Source organism: Variovorax sp. 01T432 (assembly GCF_056398605.1).
On sequence record NZ_JBFTPS010000008.1, the window covers coordinates 43,869 to 61,745 of the forward strand.

Consider the following 17,877-nt stretch of genomic DNA (forward strand, 5'->3'; position numbering starts at 1 on the left):
AGTGGTGGGTCGGCCTCAACCCTTGAAGCCGAGTTCCTGGCAGGAGCGCAGGAGCTTTTCATCCGCCGGCTCGACGTGGAGTACCTTGAATACATCCGTCGGGTCGCGCGCCTCCTTGCTGTTCGATTCGATGACCAGGACCGACTGCACGGACTGGTGATCGCACGCGCGGTAGTACTGCGGGCCCTTGTACGTGTCGTACTTCAGGGCCGCCAGGGCGGCAGAAACCTTGTCACTGTCCGTCGCTCCCGCGGACTTGACGGCCATCAGGAGTGACTTCACCGCCGAATAGGCCATCGCGCCGTAGTCCGAGGGGTACTTGTTTTCGTTGGCGGCCTTGAATGCGGTATTGAAGGCCTTGGCTGCCGGCGTATTGCTTTCGATCTCCCAGAAATACTGGGTACCGCCGACGACGCCCTCATAGGTCGATGCACCCCCGGACACGCGCGCGGTGTAGGTGAGGATGGGCGTGACGAACTTCATGCCCTTCTTCATTCCGAACTCGCCGGCCTGCTTGATGGAGATGCGGTTGTCGTTGCCGAAGTTGTTGAAGACGAGCACATCCGGCTTCATCGCCTGCAGGCGTGGCAAGAAGGTCGAGTAGTCTTGCGCGCCCAGAGGGTGCTTGACCTCGCCCACGATTTCGGCACCGAGCTCCTTGGCGACGCGCGTGAAGCCTCGTGTCATCTCTTGGCCGTAGGCATAGTCGGCAGTCAGGAAGGCCACCCTCATGCCCTTCTTGAACACATAGCGACCGACTGCCTGGGTTGTCATGTTCGGATTCAGTGCCTCGTGGAAGGTGTACGGGCCGGCGTCGCTCGCCTCGTTGATGGCATCGGACTGGCTGATGGAGACGTAGATGACCTTGCGCTGTTTGGTCACGTTGTTGATGGACAGTTGGGTCGCCGCGGACAGTCCGCCGACGATGAAGTTGGCGTTGTCCTTCTCGAGCAGCTCCAGCGTGCGGGTGGCAGCCTCGCCGGGGTTGAGTTTGTCGTCGCGCACGAGGAGCTCTGCCTTGCGGCCGTTGAGTCCACCAGTGTCATTGAACTCCTTGACCGCCAGTTCGGCATTGCGGACCTGATCCTTGGCCTCAGCGCCGTATGGACCCGTGAGTGGCACTGGCAGCCCGATCTTGATGGTCTGGGCTTGGACGGTCCCAAGGACCAGACCGAGGCCGGCTATGACTGCGGCCCAGCGGGTCAGTGGGAGAGGGGTGGAATGTTGTCTCATGGGTTCTCCTGTTGGCGCGATGCGGAATCGGACGTACATTTATATTGATCGTTCGATAACTTTGACGGAAGTCAATTAAATTGTCAATCGATAAATAAACTAGGGATAACCCCAGCTGCAAATGAAGAAAACGAAGTCACTTTTGGCGGTGCAAGCGCCGTCTTCAGGCGTGAATGCGGGTCCGCTGCCGCGTCGGCGGCTGGCGCCGGAAGATCGCGAGCACCAGATCGTTCAGGCGGCGATCTCGTTCTTTTCCAAGTACGGCTTCGACGCCAGCACGCGGGACTTGGCCAAGGAGTTGAACGTCACGCAGCCGTTGCTCTACCGGTACTTCCCGACGAAGGAGGCGCTCGTCGACCGGGTCTATGAGGAGGTCTTTGTCCGTCGGTGGAACCCTGAGTGGGAGGAGTGGCTTGCCGCCCGCGAGGTGCCGCTCGCTGAGCGGCTGAAACGCTATCTCAAGGACTATGCGCGCTTCATCCTGCGCAGCGAGTGGGTGCGAATCTTCATTTACGCCGGGCTCAGCCGAGGCGGCATCAATCAGAGGTACCTGACGCGTCTGCGGGAGCGCCATTTCCTTGTCATCGCGAGGGAACTGCGCCACGAGTTCGGCATCCCCGAACCGCGGGACGCCGATGAAGAGGATGAGGAGGTCGAACTCGTGTGGGCGATGCACTCGAGCGTCTTCTACATCGGGGTGCGCAAATGGGTCTATGACCTTCCCACGCCCAAGCGCCTGGAGCGCCTCATCGACATGCGCGTCGATGCGTTCCTGCAGGGCGTTCCCCAGGTTCTTCGCGCAGAGCGCACCTGAAACTTTGCGAATGGGGCTGCAAGGCGCAGGTGGAACCGCTTGCGGTCCTCTGTCGCATCGGCTACTATTGATCTAACGATCAGTTGCTGATTTTTTGGAGCGAACTATGCCGATAAATAAGCTGGCCCATTTTTCGGTGCGAACGACCGATATGGACGCATCCAGGCGCTTCTACGTCGAAGTGATGGGCTTTCGCGAGGGCTTCCGTCCTCCCTTCAGTTTTCCGGGGCTGTGGCTCTACAGGGGGGGCGACGAATCCGACTACGGTGTCGTGCACATCATCGGCATCGACGCCAACGACCCTGCGGGCCTGACGGCGTACCTCGGCGACAAGGCAGAGGACTCGTTGCACGGCAGTGCGGCAGTCGACCATCTCGCATTCCTGGCGACGGATCTGCTGGACATGCACCGTCGCCTCAACGCCGCCGGCCTTCAGTTTCGCGAGCGCACCGTACCCAGCCTGAGGCTGCACCAACTGTTCGTCGAAGACCCATCTGGCGTGACCATCGAGCTCAACTACCCCGCAGCGGAGGGGATAGCCGCAGCAGGGCGTGCAAGCGCCGCAGTGAACTGAGCCCGCAAAAAGAGAAGGAGACAGCGATGACACAAGGAAAGACCGTGATGGTCGTGGGCGGCTCCCTTGGAGGGCTCCTCGCGGCAAACATGCTGCACCGAGCCGGCTGGGACGTGCACGTGTATGAGCGCGTGGCCGAGGAACTGGAAGGTCGCGGGGCAGGCATCGTTACGCATCCGGAGCTAATGGCGGCGCTGGCCCAAGCGGGCGTGGTCGTCGATGACTCCATCGGCATTTCTGTCAGCGAGCGCGTCACGCTGGCCCGCGACGGCTCGGTGCTCGGCACCCGAGCCATGCCGCAAATCCTCACAGCCTGGGGTCGGCTGTACAACGTTCTTCGGGCAATATTCCCGAGCGAGCGTTATCACAACGGGAAGCAGCTGACGTCGTTCTGTCAGGATGACGAACAGGTCTTCGCAACCTTCGCAGACGGCTCTCAGGCCCGCGCGTCTCTGATGATTGCCGCCGATGGCGTCCGCTCGCTCGTGCGGCAAACGTTGCTGCCACAGGTCAAGTCCCAGTATGCAGGCTACATCGCATGGCGCGGCCTCGTCGAGGAGTCGGTGCTGTCGCCTCGGACCTTGAAGGAGTTGTTTCCCTACTTCGCTTTCGGACTGCCTCCGCGCGAGCAGATGATTGCCTACCCGGTCGCGGGCAAGAACAATGCAGTCACGCCAGGCTCGAGGCGGTTCAACTTTGTCTGGTACCGGCCGGCTGACGAAGGCACGACCTTGAAGGACATGGTGACGGACGAAAGCGGCAAGGTGTGGCCTGACGGGATTCCTCCACCGCTCATTCGCGCCAGCGTCCTGGAGCAGGCGCGTCAAGCAGCGCGGGAGGTGCTGGCCCCTCAGTTTGCCGAGGTTGTCGACAAGACCGAGGCTCTCTTCTTCCAGCCGATCTTTGACCTGGAAAGCTCTCAGCTGGCGTTCGGTCGAATCGCCCTGCTGGGTGATTCTGCGTTCGTTGCGCGGCCTCACTGCGGGATGGGTGTGACGAAGGCAGCCGGCGACGCCGTCGCTTTGCTCGAGGCCTTGAGCAGCCATGGCGATGTGCCCGCTGCCCTCAAAGCCTACGAGCGGCCGCGTATTGAGTTCGGGGAGTTCGTTGTGGAGCATGCGCGCGCACTCGGCGCATACATGCAGGCGCAACTGCGCACGGAGCACGAGCGACAGATGGCCGAGGCCTACCGGACGCCTGAGGTCATCATGCGAGAGACGGCCGTTGCCCCTGTTGCTCACTGAGCACGACCATGGCCACGACCCAAGGATCGCCTTCGGTGCCCTGATCGCCCGCATGGATGTGGCTGATCTTCATGGCCATCGGTACAGCGCGTTGACCCAGTGCTTCAGCCGTCCCTTCACCCCGCGACGCTGTCCAGGTAGGCTTTGTCGTGACCTGTGGCCGGCGGAAATTCGCTGTCGGCGAACTGGGGCAGCAGATGGCCCCACGAACGGTCATTCAGTTCGCGCCGACCGACGACTGCTTCGGTCAGAAGCAGTCTGAAGTTGGACAAGTCCACTGGCCGTCGTTTGCGGTCCAGATTGCTTGTGCCGATTCTGGAAGCAATCTAGTGCATTTGCCCTCAAACCTGCGCTTGACCCCCATCGACGGCAAGCTCGACTCCGTTGACAAAGCTGGAGTCGTCGGATGCGAGGTAAAGCACGCCCTTCGCAATTTCGTCCGGGTGGCCGACTCGGCCCATCGGGACAGAGGCTGCGAGATGGTCGAGCAGCCCTTGCTGGGCTTGTGCATCTGGGCCCGCCAAGTCAACAAGCCCCGGCGTGACCGTTGGTCCCGGGCTGATGGTGTTGATGCGAATGCCTCGCCCCTTGAGGTCCAAGATCCAGTTGCGCGAGAAAGAGCGGATGGCGGCCTTGGACGCGGCGTATACGCTGAAATTTGCGGTGCCGCGATTTCCGGTGCTGGAACTTGTCAGTATGACGGACGAGTTGTCGCTGAGCAACGGGAGTGCCTTTTGCACGGTGAAGAGAACCCCCTTCACGTTGCGGTCGAATGTATCGTCGAAGTGTGCCTCGGTCACCTCGCCCAGCGGGACCATGCTTCCGCCGCCAGCATTGACGAAAAGCACGTCGATGCGCCCCTTGGATTTCTTGACCTGGGCGTAGAGCTTGTCTAGGTCGTCCAAGTTGGACGAATCGATCTTCAAACCGGTGGCGTTGTCGCCAATGCTGGCCACGGCCGCATCGAGCTCGGCTTGGCGGCGCCCGGTGACGAAAACATATGCGCCTTCTGCAGCAAAAAGTCTCGCGGTGGCCAGGCCAATGCCCGAGGTGCCACCTGTTACAACTGCGATTCTTCCATCAAGTTTCTGTGCCATTGGGGTTCCTTTAAGTTTCGTGGGGTGAGCTTAGGGTTAAACCCAGCATTACAATATGGAAATGCCGGAAAGACACCGTTGCAGAAATGTAGATGACAAACCTTCCTGACTTTGAGGGGCTGGCGTTCTTTGCAAAGGTCGTGGAAGAGCGAAGCTTCGCCGGCGCGGCTAGGGCGCTGACGACGTCCGTCGCCACCGTCTCACGCGGCGTCACTCGTCTGGAAGAGCGGCTTGGTGCCCGGTTGTTCAATCGAACTTCCAGGCAAGTAGCGTTGACGGAGTTCGGAAGGAACCTCGCGGTTTCTGCGACCAGGATCCTTCGCGAAGCGGAGGATGCGGAAAACGCGGCGAGAGAGCTATCGTCGAATCCGCGTGGGTGGGTTCGCCTCGCCGTGCCGATGTCGTTTGGCTTGCGATGGGTAGCGCCGCTCATGCCGGAGTTCCTCCGGCTGTACCCCGACCTCTCGGTCGACCTTCACCTGTCCGATGAGAAATTGGACCTCGTCGGCGAGGGGTTTGATGCGGCGCTTCGCATCGCGGTCATGCCCGATTCGTCTTTGGTGGTCAGACGCATTCGTTCCGTCTCGCCTCTTATCGTTGCGAGTCCCAAATACTTGGCCCGCTGCGGAGTGCCAAAGGCCCCCAGAGAACTGGTAGCACGAGACTGTCTCGGATATGCCTACCGCGCTCGCACTGATGTATGGCGTCTGGTCAATGACGCGGGCGAAGAAGAAGTGGTCACGCCCAGTGGGAGGCTAAAGGTAACCAATGTGGACGCATTGATTCCAACCTTGCTTGATGGATTGGCCATTGGTGAGTTGCCCGACTTCATCGCCACAGAGTATCTACGTGATGGTCGGCTGGAAGAAATCCTCAAGGAATGGTCGCTTCCGAAGGGAGGTCTATATTTCGTGATGCCATCGGGCAGATCTCGAGCGGCCAAAGTAGAGGCACTCAGTGACTTTCTAGTCGAGCGGTTGTCGGACACTGCATAGCGCCCTCCGTCTATTGGACAGCATTTCAACCAATGCGCGCTATGTGAAGGTGAAGGCCATCGAGGAAGTCAAGGCCTACCGGGCGCCCACCGATGAAGACGCCGCAATGGTGCCGGGCACCGACGGCATTGAGCTGGCCAAAGAAATTCGCCTTAGATGGCCGGACATTCCCGTCGTATTGACCACTGGCTAGAGCCATGTCCCGGCCGACGACTCCAGCATGGATTTCGAACTCTTGCAGAAGCCATATTCTGTTCGAGAGCTGGAAGCGCTTTTCGAACGAGCACTATCGGGCGCGGCCGGGTGAAGGGCTGTTATGTCGGTCAGGCCGTCGGGGCTTCAGGTCTTCGGGTCGATTCCCCGGATTCAGAGTCAAATGCTTCCGATTTCCACGCGCTCCTTCTCGTTGGCCTCGGATCGAATTTCTCTGGTCGCGTCCCATTCCGTGGGGTAGGTCCGCAGCCCGGAGAAGCACACCTTTTTGGTGAAGCTTGGCGTGCCCATGTCTTCAAGAGGTGCGCCGCTCCATAAGGATCCGATTCAAGGCGATGTTGATGTAGTAATTGCCTCGGCCGATTTTCTGTTTCTGCACGAAGCCCCCTTCCGTCAGTGCGTCCAGGTACTTGGTCGCGGTCAAGCGTGAGACTTTCAGGTCTCGCTGGACAAATTCAATCTTCGTGTACGGGTGCGTGAACAAGTTGTTGATCAGATCCTGGCTGTAGAACCGGTAGTCATTGCGGATTCGATGCTTGTAGTCAAACAGTGCCTTCTTCACGGCATGGATGGTGTGGATGGTCTGCGCTGCGGTCAGCTCGACCGCCTCCAACAGGTAGAGCACCCAGTCCTCCCATGCATCATGGTCGCGAACTGCTTGCAGCAGCCGGTAGTAATCCGATTTAGTGCGGACGATGTGGCTGCTCAGATAGAGCACTGGAATGTCCAGCAGTCTCTCCTTGACCAGGTAGAGAACATTCAGGATCCGTCCGGTGCGTCCATTCCCATCGTAGAAAGGATGGATGCTTTCAAACTGGTGGTGGATGAGCGCCATCTTGATCAAGGGATCGACCGCCAGTTTGTCCGGCTCGTTAATTGCCGCTTCCAAGTCGCGCATGAGCGCCACGATCTCGTCCGGGTCCTGGGGTGGCATGTAGACTGTTCTGCCACGACCATCGCGCAGAGCAGTTCCGGGCAGCTTTCGGAAACCCGCGTTGTTGCGCTCGAGTTCTGCTTGGATCTCGGCGATGTGATTGGCGGTCAGCAGCCGGGTGGTTTGCACTTGCTCGAAGCCCACCCTTAGCGCCTGGCGGTATCGCAGGACCTCCTTGCCCGCTGGACTGGCCGCCTCCTCCGCCGCCAGGTCGTCCTTGAACAGTTCATCGTGCGTCGTGACGATGTTTTCGATCTCGGAGCTATCCTTGGCCTCTTGCAGGCCCAAGGTGTTGATCAAAATGCCTTGGTTCGGGATCGAGGCGGCGATTCCCTTGAGCTCCGCTAATTGACGGCTCGCGCTCGCCAGCTTCTTGAGGAGGACGGGTTGGTCGAAACGCTGGAAGTTCAGACGGTGGAGCGGACCAAGTGGCGGCATGTAGTTTCGCACATGTATAGAAAACACCGATTTTTGTACATAAATTCCAGCACGTGCTAAACAAACGCACTTTTCTACGCACCCGCACGCCCCCAGCCACCAAATCTCACGCCAAACAGAACTCTAGGCACGTTTCCGGGTACGCGATATCGCCCGCCCGAGGCTTGTCAAGATCCGTCATCGCCGGCGCCCGCCCGAGGCCCAGGCGAGGGGAGGAGGGCGCGGTCGCGCTTTCCCTTGAGCGCGTCGCCGCGGGTCTCCAGCACCGCCTCGAGTGGCTCTTTCTTCAGCGCACGCCGCTTGTGGGGCAGAGCGTTGCGCTTCGCATAGGCCTTTCTAGCCTTGCTCAGCAGCGCCTTCACCGCCGGAGCCACGCACGGATTGGGCTGCTTGGAAAGCTGGTGGGCCATTGAGAGCACCGAAATCCTGCGCGTCAGGGCGTTCAGCGCCGGCGCCCCGAGTTTCCTTGCGTGGTCGACGATGCACTGGATGACCAACGGACACCAGGACCGGCGGCCCCATCTGGTGCCCGTAGCGCTCGCCGAATCAGGCCGCCCAGTAAGCGTATGGCGGCCCAGTACGCCACACGGGCGTGTCGGACTTGCCCTCGGCCATGAGGTCGTGCGCGGCATTTTCGGCCATGTCCGACTTCTGGCTGGGATCGAGCAGCGCATGGTCGCGGTTCAACGGCATCAGCGCCTTGGAAGGCGGCATTTCTTCAACAGATTTCATGGACGACCTCAAGCCCGCATCGATTCAGGGATGACGACGGCCATCGTCGGCCTGAACTTGTCAAACGAATATGTGGTTCTAGTAAATCGTTTGACATTTGGCATCGCTCCCAGCGATTCACATCCAAGGGAACCGGTGTGGTCAGAAACCGGCGTCCAGGAAATCTCTTTGCAACAGTCAAGGCAAACTCTTTGTCAAACTTAGAGTTAAAGGCAATTTCTGCGGCAAACATCGAGCACAGTGAACGCATATGTTCATTGAAGAAGTCGGGATTGCGCTCTATCGATCGTGGCGAGATCGGCACCGCTATGGCAGGACGATGTAGCCGGAACGCAGGCCGCATGATGCGCAATCCACATGCGCCGGACGCTCTGGGCCGACCGAGCGACGACTCGCGTTGTCGAGAATGAGCACAACAAGACTTGCCAAAACGAGGGGTGTCGCCTATTTTTATTTTTTTCGAAAGGCTCGGTCATCCTGACGTAGACGAAAACTGAGAGGGGCAGCTCGATTGCGGCGAGCTGCCCCTTTTTGCCTCAGAAGCTTTCCTGGTCGGAATGCGCTGTAAATATAGCGCAGAGGGAAGCCTTTTTCCAGTTTTCTCAACGGCGTGAGCATGGTCGTGAATGCGCCATGGATGCAGCGATCATCAAATCCGCTCGCGGACGCTCTCCGCTAAAGCGCGCCGAAGTACGAAAGCGGGGAAAACGGCCCGGCAACCTCTGCTACTCTTACGGTGCGAAGGTAGATCGGGATTGGGTGGCAAGGAGTTCAATCGAGCTCGCGGCCATGCTGCACGCCGAGGCCTCTCAAGACATCCTCTCGTACAGCTGCGACCCCGATCTGATCTGGTCCGAGCTGTCTTCAGGAGGCTTCCGGGGCTCCAAGCCGGACATGCGCCTTCAGCGCCGCGGAGGTCCGCCCGAGTTGTGGGCAGTGGGCCACGGTGCGGCCGCTGGAAGTGGAAACCTGCCCATCTGATCAAGGCCGCAGGCGCACTGCCCGTACTGTCATTCGCCACGCTCGCGGCACGCACCGCCTTCGCCTTCGACGGCCCCGAGCTCTATGCGGGCGAGAAGGCGCTGTACGCCGAGGCGCAGAAGGAAGGCCTGTGCGTCTCCTTCGACACCGGTCCCGAATGGGCCAACTGGAAGTCGCTGTTCCGCGACTTCAAGAAGCGCTACCCCGAGATCGAGCTGACCTACAACGACATTGGCTCCGCCGCCACCGTGGTCGCGCTGGAGAAGACCAAGCGCCGCCCGCAGGCAGACACGGCCTACTACTTCGCCGCCTCAGGCGTCGATGCCGCGAAGAAGGACGTGGTCGCGCCCTTCAAGCCCGTCAACTTCGACAAGTTGCCGCCGGTGTTCCGCGAGGCTGAAGGCCGCTGGTTCACGATCCACACGCTGAACATCGCGTTCCTGGTTAACAAGAAGCTGGTGAAGAACGTGCCCACGAGCTGGTCCGACCTGCTCAAGCCCGAGTTCAATAGCACAGTGGTGTACCTCGACCCGCGCTCCACCGGCATCGGCCAGGTCCTGGCCTTCGCGGCGGCCTATGCCAACGGCGGCAGCGTCGACAACGTTCAGCCCGGCACAGGCTACCTCGGCAAGCTGCATGCGGCCGGCAATGTGCTGCGGGTGGAAGGCACCACGCCGTATGCCAAGTTCCTGAAGGGCGAGGTCCCGGTGTGGATCAGCTACGAGAACGACGGCCTCAAGGCCAAGCATGTCGATGGCATGGGCGATGCGGTCGACGTCGTGATTCCGAAGGAGGCTAGCGTGGCCGCGCCGTATGCGATCAGCCTGGTGAAGAACGGGCCGAACCCGAACGCCGGCAAGCTGTGGCTCAACTTCATCATGAGCGAGGCGGGCCAGGCGCTGTTTGCACAGGGCTTCGTGCGCCCCGCAGTGCCGGGCACGCCGCTCGGCGCCGACGTCGCGGCCAAGATGCCATCGGCGCCGCAGATTCGCCCGCTCGACGTGTTGAAGGCCTCGGAGCGCAAGGCCGAGGTGGACCGCCTCTGGGCCCAGGCTGCGCTGGGCAGCAGGTAAGCCGCCATGCCACGCTTTGGGGCCTGGCCTGCCTGGGCTTTCATGGCGCTGTTCTTCGCGGCACCGCTGGCGGCGCTGCTGCCCGAGGCCTTCAGGGGGGGGCGGCAGCGCCTTCGACCGGCTGTTCGGCAACCCGCTGTTCTTCGGCGCGCTGCGCAACACGTTGGCGCTCGGGCTGGCCGCAGGCGCGGTGTCGGCGCTGTTGGGCACCTGCATCGCAATCGAGCTCGCGCGCCAGCCTACGGCGCGGCGCCAATGGATGATGACGCTGCTGGGCCTGCCACTGGCCTTCTCGGGCCTGGTGATCGCCTACGGCTTCATCCTGGCCTTTGGGCGCGCGGGCTTCGTGACGCAGCTACTCGCGGGGCTGGGTGCCGACCCCGCAGCTATCGGCAGCTGGATCTACAGCGTGTCGGGCCTGGGGTTCGCCTATGCCTACTACCTGATTCCGCGCGTGGCGCTCTCGCTGTACCCAGTGTTCGCCAACCTCGACCTGCGCCCGGCACAGGCGGCGCGCACGCTGGGCGCGTCGAGGGCGCGCGCTTTCTGGGACACGGTGGTGCCCGAGGTGGTGCCCTCGGTGCTGTCGAACGCCTGCATGGTGGCCGCGATCGCGATGGGCACATACGGCACGGCGCTGGTGGGCACGCAGCTCAACATCCTGCCGCTGATGCTGCTCGCGCAGGTGGGCGACGGCGGTTCCGATTTCGCGGTGGCAGCGGCCTTGTCGCTGGTGCTGATGGTGGTTTGTGTGATCGTGATGGGAGTGGGCGATGTCGTTACGCGAGAGCGCGAGCGCGGTGCTGTCGGCGCCGGTCATTGAGGCGCTGGCGCGCCTCGCGCAGAAGCAACGCGGGCCGGCGCGCCATCGTCAGCCGGTGGCCATCCTCGGCCCCGGGGACGGCGGACCGGCCGAATGCGCGGCCGCCCATGCGGTGGCGCATGCGCTGGCCGGCGCCGGCATGGCAATGGTCTGCGGCGGCCGCGGCGGCGCGATGGCCGCGGCCTCGCGCGGCGCCACCGAGGCGGGCGGCATCGCCGTCGGCATCCTCCCCGAGGATGACGACCGCAATGCCAACCGCCGGCTCAGCGTAGCCGTCCCCACGGGCATGGGCGAGATGCGCAACGCCATCATCGCGCGCAGCGGGGTGTGCCTGATTGCCATCGGCGGCAACATGGGCACGCTGTCGGAAATGGCGCTCGGGCTCAAGTGGGGTAAGCCGGTGTTTGTGATGCATGGGGATGTGGAACTTCCGGGGGCGGTGCAGGCCGTCGGCGTGGACGACATGCTGGCGAAGGTGCTGGCCACGCTACTCGACTGAGTCGCGTTCGCGCGCGCGTCAAAATTTCACAACGAGATGGTCGAACACGATCATCGAGGGGTGAATTCGCGTATCGAGCTCATGCCGGGCTTCAAGGTCTTCGTCCGCGCGGCGATGACGATCGCTGGCGTCGAGTTGCTGCATCGCGTAGGCGAGGGACGATTCAATCTTCGTCGACTGCGCCCTCAAAAGCCAAGCCTCCCCTGCGATCTGGAGAGCGATGCCTTCGTCCTGACCGACCCCACGTATTCCCGACGCGGTCCCGCCGACGACGGCCCGGCAGGCTAGCGCGCCGACAGGGGGACCAAAGCCGGAGATGGAGCGCGATGGTGTCGGTTGAGGCTACTGCTTAGCCGCCTTGTGTCGGCAGGGCTACGTTCTCAGCGTCGGAGGCTCGCCAACCACTTGGTCCGCTAGCACCGCCTCTCGCAATTTGTCAAAGGCGTCGCACGAATTCTCGCCATGGCGGTGGCGTGTCGATGTCAATGCTGCTCTCAAACGTCGCAATTGAAGAGCAAGCACAATTATGTAAAACGGCATAGGGAACGCCGCGACTGCCGCGCGAGGAGGGCGATCGGCATTTCCATCATAGACAAGAGGACCGCTGTGCGGGTGCGGATTCAACCGGTCGATGCAGCGATTTGACTGAACATCTCCAGCCGAAGTGCAACTGCAGCCGGGGTCAGCGGGCTATGCCGAGAGCTCCGAGACCATTGGCCCGTCTGCTCCGATGGCTTGGAAGCGATAGAATTTGGCCGCGGACCCAAGATGCCGGAGCTTGTGCCGAGCGAGCTGCAGCAGCTTTTCATCGCACGTTGAGATGACGAACTGACGCTCACCTTCCGACGAACTCTGCAGACCAAGAATTAGATCGAGGAGGGCATAGGTGTTGAGGTCATCGAAGTGGGTGACCGGGTCGTCCATCATGATGGACGAGAACCCCGACCAGGTTTGCGAGCTGCACGCCGTGAGAAACAGGCCCAGGATGAGCGTTTGCACCTGCGATTGGCTGAAGTAGTCCGCGGGGCGGAGCCTCTCGGCCTTGCGCTGGACACTGATGCTGATAGTCTTGTCCTTGCTCGTAAGTTCAATTCCATCGAATCCGTAGACGGGACGGAGTCGCTGTTGGATGACGGCGGTCCGGGGCCCGTACTCATCGATGAAATGGTCGGTGGCAGAGGACTGCTGCGTGCTGAGAAGCTTCGTGACTTCGGTGAAGTATCCGACCCAAGGCTGGACGCTTTGAGCGCGGACCGTCGCCTCTTGAACTCGTTGCTCGTGCTCCTGAATACGTTGACGGATGCTCTGGAACGCAGCGGACGTCGCGGCGGTGTCAACAGCTACCTCAAGTTCGGCGACTCGGTCCCGTAGGGCCAGCGCCGACACCCCTCGTATCGTCGAGACCTCCATCCATTGCCGAAGCTCGTCCTGCGTCACCGAAGTGGAGAACTTCGCAGCCGCCAGTTGCGACAAGATGGACTGCACCTGGGTCTCATGCGAAGTCCACGCCTGGCTTGCCTGCTGGTGGGCTGCACGAGAGGCTGCGGTTACTGCCTTCGCGGCGGCGTGCGCAGTCTTATGTTGCGTCACTTGCTCCTCGGCGCCAATCGAGGCAGCATTTGTTGAAGCTCGCTGGGCTTCAGCTGCGTCTCTCGCGTTCGTCAATTCCTGTAAGGAACTTTCAAGGGTCAACGAGCCTCGATTGGCCTCCTTGACCAACTCACTCAAGCGCTGCCTCGCCGCGGTTAATGCCACATCGGTTGTCTGATGCAGGTCCTGGATTGCCTGCAGTCCCGCTTGAGCGCCGGCAACCACAGTCTCCGCAGATGCCAAGGATTGCCGCGCCGTGCCCACGGCCGCAGCAGCTAGCAATTCATCCTCATGCACTTTGTCGCTCAGGCTTTGTAGCTGGGCGGACGTCTCGTCGGGCAACGAGAGTCCGACCGAGTTCAGCGACGCCGCATAGTTCGCCTGCTGCCGCTCGAAGAGAGCGCGCTGAGCTTGAGCTTGTTCGAGACTCTGCTCCCCCTGCCTTGCTCGCTCAGAGAGTGCTGCCTTCTGGGTGACGAGTGTCTGATGAGCAAGGCGCTCTCTCGCTGCCGCCTCACTCAGCTGAAGTAAACGGCCGCCTTGATTTAAGCGTTGGTCGATGGCCGAGAGCAAGGCTTCAATGGTTCCATGGTCATGTCCACACAACTGGCAGCTAGGACCATCCACATGCCCGCGAAGTTCGGAGATGAGCGCTTTCAGCCTGGAGTCGTTGCTCTTCGCCGCCTCCAGTTCGCGCTCCGCTTGTGCCAACCGAAGCTCTTGAGCTTGCACCGCCTGTTGGCTATTGCTCAACTGCCCTCGCAAGGTCTCCAGAGACGACTGAAGCTGAACTTCGGTAACCAGGACCTGGGCGAACGTCGAGGCGGATTGCTCCCAAAGGGCGGCGACATCCTTCACCGCCTGAACGCGGGAACGCATGTCCGATGCCGCTTTAAGCGCCGCTTCAGAAGTCTGCAATGTCGAAGCCGCCTGACGTTGTGTCGCCTGAGCCTGCTCGAGAACGGTACGCTGTTGAGTTGCCCGTGGAGCGAGGGCGCTTAGGGCTGCCGAGAGTTGCTTCGCCTCCTCATTCAGCCGTGCGTACTCGGGTTGAACCGACACCGCCCAGGTGAACCACTCCAGTCGGTTCTGGAACGAGCCCTCTTGAGACTTGAGCTCAGCGAGTTGTGTCGACTGGCTGTTGAACTGGTTCAGCGCCGTTGTTTCCGCCGCCTGCGCCTGCTGAAGACCCGCTTTGCGCTCGGTCAGTTGGGTTCGTAGAGGCTCGAGTTGCTGGTGAAGCGACGCGAGCGAGGCGACCTGGTCGATTGCGCGCGCCAAGCTGTTTCGCCATGTGACCGTTTGGGCTGCCGAGGACTCAAGCATGGCCCTGACACCTCTGGTGTCGCGAAGTTCAACGCCGGCAAGCTCGAATCCGGCAGACAAAATATCTTGCCTTAAAGCATCGAAGCGAGCCTCTAGTGCCTCAGGCGACGTGTCCACCGCAGCCAAGCCCTGAAGGCGTTCAAGCTCGGCGCGTTCTTGCGCAATGGCACTCTTAGAAGCTGCGATTTTGTCCACAGCAACTGCGTGTTCTTGCGTAGCTAGCTTGAGTACATCCTCGGCCTTCTTGAGACCACGCGCGTAGTCTTCGAACGCGAGCATCTTCGTAACGAGCCCGTGCGAAAGCTCGCTCTTCGAGGCTACGTCTCGTGTCAGCTCTTGGTCTTCCTGGCTGAACAAGTGTGTCGCGCGGAAAAGGTCGACCATGCTATTCACGTGGTCTGCATCAGGCGTCGCTCCGCCGGTCATCAAGCTCAGCACCTCCTTGCGCTGAAGAGATTTGCCGTCCACCGTCGCGTGGTTTTGGTTCGCAAGATTGCGCGTGACTATATGCTCTTTGCCATCGCGCACAAGCGTCAATGCAACTTCGGTTGTGTCGTCCTCGCAGTCCAGATGCTTCGCAAGCTGAACCAGACCGGAACTCGCCTTCTTCAATCTGCCGATGCCGCCGGTGACGACGAAGTCGATGGCATCGAAGAACGACGTCTTCCCGAATCCGTTGGGGCCATATAGGACCGTCACTGCAGAGCCGAGCTCGAACTCCTTCTTCTTGCGATACGCACGGAAGTTCTGAATGGAAATCGACTTCAGCTTGGTTTGAACGCGGTCGTCATTTGGCAAGGGTGACGATGGAGCCGCAGCCGTTGTCTCCAGTGAATGAGGAGGACCGTAGTTGTTTGCCAAGCAGGCCGTCAAGATTGTTGCCGCGCTGCTCTTTTGCGGAAGGACGAGCGCAGTGGCGAGCTCCGCTTTGAGGTTGCGCTGGCGAAGAAGCGTTTGAGCCGTCGGTGGCCTTACCTGCACACCAGGGGCGATAGGAGCCAGGGGAAGGAACGGGAGCCTAGCCAGACTCGCGCCCATGTTGCCGTCCAAGCGGACCGCGTACTTCCTGCAAAAGTACACATCGACTTCTACTTGGGAACAGAACTCAGGGGAAACCTCGACACCTTCTGGGATGCAGTAGACGAACGCGAGGTCCTTCGCTGACCACTGTGCGCTGTGCTTCAGATAGTGCTTCTTGAAGGCCTCGTACAGCGGGCGGTAGTCCTCTTGGTCTCCGACAGCAAAAGCCGTTATTGCGTGCGGGCGTTGCATAAGAACGACCGGCACGCGCGCCTCACTAAGCACTTCCTCGGTGAAGGTCACACCTTCGAGCAAGTCTGCCAAAGTTGCTTGAAGGTCTATCAGCAACTCGAGCGTTTCAGGAGAGCTTTGCATCGAGTGCCTCCCTCAACTCAGCTTTGTTGGCTGCGCTGCGATAAGCGTCCATCACGTCTCTGTAGCCTAGGCGCACGATGGCGCTCGTCGGTTCGGTGAACCTCGACTCCGCCGAGGGCTCGTCGGGGACCTGATCGTAGATACGCTGGAGTCGTGCGTCCCACGGCGTGTTCTCTTCATCTCGACTCACCAGTAGCAGGCGCCCCTTGTGATCCGGCAGGCGTGCGAGAACATGCTTATCGCAGTCTTCGTGGCTGAGACCGGAGACTGCGATGACCTCCATGCTGGAGTCACCTCTGACGACAGTTGCTTGCGAGCCTAGCCCGTGAAAGGTCGGTGGGTACTGAGCCACGTCCAAAATCGCGAAGGTGTGTAGGACGTGCTTGAGAGCCCGGCCCTCACCCATGTCCCATTCATCAGGGCTCCGCCTTTTGGCCTTCGGATTCTCGATTCGAGCCGTCGCGATTCGGACCGTTGCGTCGAGACCATTGTCCTTTAGCTTTCGAAGCTCGTTGACGGTTCGCACATGAGCTGCGCTGGCCACCGCCCTAAGCGGTGCATGTGAGTGAGTGGAGGCCAGCGATTTTGAAGGATCATCGAGCTCATCGTTCACCCACTTAACGACCGCGGGGACGGTACCTCCTGGCGCTCGAGGGTCAACCACGCCATTTAGCGGGTGCACCATCGCTTCGCGCAGGGGGAATCGATGCCCAGCAGACCCGATTGGGAGCGAGGATGGATGCGTGACTAGGAACGAGTGAATACAGGCGCCACTCTCCCTAAACAGGGCATCGCGCAAATTCTCTAGCGGCGCTCCTGGACGCCCCTGCGGTCCGCCGTTGCAATAGGTCGGCATGCAATCGGGCACCGAGAAGCGATTCGGCATAACGATGACGGCCGACTGCCCGAAACGATTGGCCCTGCCCGGGGCAGCTTTCCCGGCGACGTTCGCCATCACAAGGCACGTCTCATCCCGATTCACTTGCGGATAACTGTCCTGCTCAAAGAACGCGGGGACCTGACCCATGAATGAAGCATGGGAGGGGGCGGCGTTGCACTGTGCGACGAACAGCCATGTGAGAGGAATCTGCCCGCCATTCGGGCCTGCGACTGTAGTCAACCCTTCGAACAGCCATTCCCAGACGCGCTTTTCCTCAGTCTTCGCAATCCAGTCAAAGCAAAGGAGTGTTGCGAATCGATACCAGGCAGCGACGTTGGAATAGCGCCCCTTGAACACGTAGACGGAGCGCCCTCGGTACATCGACATGTACGTGACGTCCAACTCAATGCGGGCGGGAGAGAGTTTCGGCTGCACCCAACTGCGCACCTCTCCTGAGGGGAGCTTTGCCCATGTCACGGAGCAGTTCACCCAGTGTTGGTCGTGAATGAGGTCTAGCCGGTTGTTCACCGCATCATGAGTGATGTTGGGGCGCTGTACCAATTCGACGAAATGGTCCTTGGTTAGTCCGTCAATACCGCCGATGACGACCGTCCCGACGGGCCACGCTTCTGCCTGCATAGCTTGCGTGACGCGGTCCACTCCTTCCAGCCCCGGCAGCATGCACTCTGGGAACACTGTGAAGTGCGTCTTTCCGGCCCCCTGTGGAGCCTTCAACGACACAGCCAAGGTGGCGTCGATGCACTCAAAAGCTCGCGCCTTAGACTGTTCGGTCCAAGTAAAGGGCTCCTCGTGGATGAAGTCCGCTTCAATGTCCACGAATGGCTGTGCGACCACCATGGCCACCTCACCGCGCGGGAAATGGACGCCGAGGGCGCCCAAGTCGATTTCAATAGTCGCAACCATCCGCTCCACCTGTTTTTTGGGGCGATTCTGACACGGTTGGTAACAGGATCTCATCCTGGAGATTACTTTCCCTGAATTGCGCGGGAAACAGGCATGGGATGTCAGGGTGGTC

Annotated in this window: 16 protein-coding genes and 1 pseudogene; 9 read left to right on the forward strand and 8 right to left on the reverse strand. The window is 60.8% G+C overall.

Going from position 1 to position 17,877, the window contains the following annotated elements:
- Positions 1–15: 15 nt before the first annotated feature.
- Entirely contained in the window at positions 16–1,233 is a 1,218-nt protein-coding gene (locus tag AC1DNF_RS08865; protein WP_478148203.1) for an ABC transporter substrate-binding protein, read from the reverse strand.
- Positions 1,234–1,354: 121 nt separating this feature from the next.
- Between AC1DNF_RS08865 and AC1DNF_RS08870 the strand changes: the two genes are divergently transcribed.
- The 3 genes from AC1DNF_RS08870 (at position 1,355) to AC1DNF_RS08880 (ending at position 3,865) form a co-directional block, all read left to right on the forward strand.
- On the forward strand, positions 1,355–2,047 hold the full coding sequence (locus AC1DNF_RS08870) for a TetR/AcrR family transcriptional regulator (RefSeq protein ID WP_478148204.1): 693 nt from the start codon (positions 1,355–1,357) through the stop codon (positions 2,045–2,047).
- Positions 2,048–2,153: 106 nt separating this feature from the next.
- Entirely contained in the window at positions 2,154–2,621 is a 468-nt protein-coding gene (locus AC1DNF_RS08875) for a VOC family protein (RefSeq protein WP_478148205.1), read from the forward strand.
- Between the two features lie 26 nt (positions 2,622–2,647).
- Positions 2,648–3,865: an FAD binding domain-containing protein gene (locus AC1DNF_RS08880; RefSeq protein WP_478148206.1), complete on the forward strand. Its 1,218-nt coding sequence runs from the start codon at positions 2,648–2,650 to the stop codon at positions 3,863–3,865.
- Between the two features lie 116 nt (positions 3,866–3,981).
- On the opposite strand, the gene AC1DNF_RS08885 is transcribed toward AC1DNF_RS08880, so the two are convergent.
- Complete coding sequence (locus tag AC1DNF_RS08885) at positions 3,982–4,143, reverse strand: hypothetical protein (protein ID WP_478148207.1); 162 nt, start codon at positions 4,141–4,143, stop codon at positions 3,982–3,984.
- Positions 4,144–4,206: 63 nt separating this feature from the next.
- Entirely contained in the window at positions 4,207–4,962 is a 756-nt protein-coding gene (locus AC1DNF_RS08890; RefSeq protein ID WP_478148208.1) for an SDR family oxidoreductase, read from the reverse strand.
- Between the two features lie 92 nt (positions 4,963–5,054).
- Between AC1DNF_RS08890 and AC1DNF_RS08895 the strand changes: the two genes are divergently transcribed.
- Together AC1DNF_RS08895 and AC1DNF_RS08900 are read left to right on the forward strand one after the other, a co-directional pair.
- Positions 5,055–5,957 (forward strand): LysR family transcriptional regulator, encoded by a 903-nt coding sequence (locus AC1DNF_RS08895; protein ID WP_478148209.1) that lies wholly within the window; start codon positions 5,055–5,057, stop codon positions 5,955–5,957.
- Positions 5,958–5,970: 13 nt separating this feature from the next.
- A complete protein-coding gene (locus AC1DNF_RS08900) occupies positions 5,971–6,150 on the forward strand; it encodes a hypothetical protein (RefSeq protein WP_478148210.1) in 180 nt (59 codons plus the stop codon).
- 315 nt (positions 6,151–6,465) lie between these two features.
- On the opposite strand, the gene AC1DNF_RS08905 is transcribed toward AC1DNF_RS08900, so the two are convergent.
- From AC1DNF_RS08905 to AC1DNF_RS08915, 3 genes are all read right to left on the reverse strand, one after another.
- Entirely contained in the window at positions 6,466–7,542 is a 1,077-nt protein-coding gene (locus tag AC1DNF_RS08905) for a Fic family protein (protein ID WP_478148211.1), read from the reverse strand.
- 167 nt (positions 7,543–7,709) lie between these two features.
- Positions 7,710–8,039 (reverse strand): hypothetical protein, encoded by a 330-nt coding sequence (locus AC1DNF_RS08910; protein WP_478148212.1) that lies wholly within the window; start codon positions 8,037–8,039, stop codon positions 7,710–7,712.
- A 49-nt stretch (positions 8,040–8,088) separates the two neighbouring features.
- Positions 8,089–8,274 (reverse strand): hypothetical protein, encoded by a 186-nt coding sequence (locus AC1DNF_RS08915; RefSeq protein WP_478148213.1) that lies wholly within the window; start codon positions 8,272–8,274, stop codon positions 8,089–8,091.
- Positions 8,275–9,251: 977 nt separating this feature from the next.
- On the opposite strand from AC1DNF_RS08915, the gene AC1DNF_RS08920 reads away from it, so the two are divergent.
- The 4 genes and pseudogenes from AC1DNF_RS08920 to AC1DNF_RS08935 all read left to right on the forward strand — a co-directional run bounded on the left by AC1DNF_RS08920 (position 9,252) and on the right by AC1DNF_RS08935 (position 11,938).
- Positions 9,252–10,328: an extracellular solute-binding protein gene (locus AC1DNF_RS08920; RefSeq protein WP_478148316.1), complete on the forward strand. Its 1,077-nt coding sequence runs from the start codon at positions 9,252–9,254 to the stop codon at positions 10,326–10,328.
- Positions 10,329–10,334: 6 nt separating this feature from the next.
- Positions 10,335–11,151: pseudogene (locus AC1DNF_RS08925) on the forward strand (ABC transporter permease).
- Positions 11,102–11,650 (forward strand): SLOG cluster 4 domain-containing protein, encoded by a 549-nt coding sequence (locus AC1DNF_RS08930; protein WP_478148214.1) that lies wholly within the window; start codon positions 11,102–11,104, stop codon positions 11,648–11,650. The pseudogene AC1DNF_RS08925 and the gene AC1DNF_RS08930 overlap by 50 nt, the downstream one beginning before the upstream one ends.
- A gap of 36 nt (positions 11,651–11,686) precedes the next feature.
- Complete coding sequence (locus AC1DNF_RS08935) at positions 11,687–11,938, forward strand: hypothetical protein (RefSeq protein ID WP_478148215.1); 252 nt, start codon at positions 11,687–11,689, stop codon at positions 11,936–11,938.
- A 402-nt stretch (positions 11,939–12,340) separates the two neighbouring features.
- Here AC1DNF_RS08935 and AC1DNF_RS08940 read toward each other — a convergent pair whose 3' ends face one another.
- Complete coding sequence (locus tag AC1DNF_RS08940) at positions 12,341–15,961, reverse strand: AAA family ATPase (protein ID WP_478148216.1); 3,621 nt, start codon at positions 15,959–15,961, stop codon at positions 12,341–12,343.
- A complete protein-coding gene (locus tag AC1DNF_RS08945) occupies positions 15,945–17,765 on the reverse strand; it encodes a hypothetical protein (RefSeq protein WP_478148217.1) in 1,821 nt (606 codons plus the stop codon). Before AC1DNF_RS08945 ends, AC1DNF_RS08940 begins: the two co-directional genes overlap by 17 nt.
- Positions 17,766–17,877: the final 112 nt, after the last annotated feature.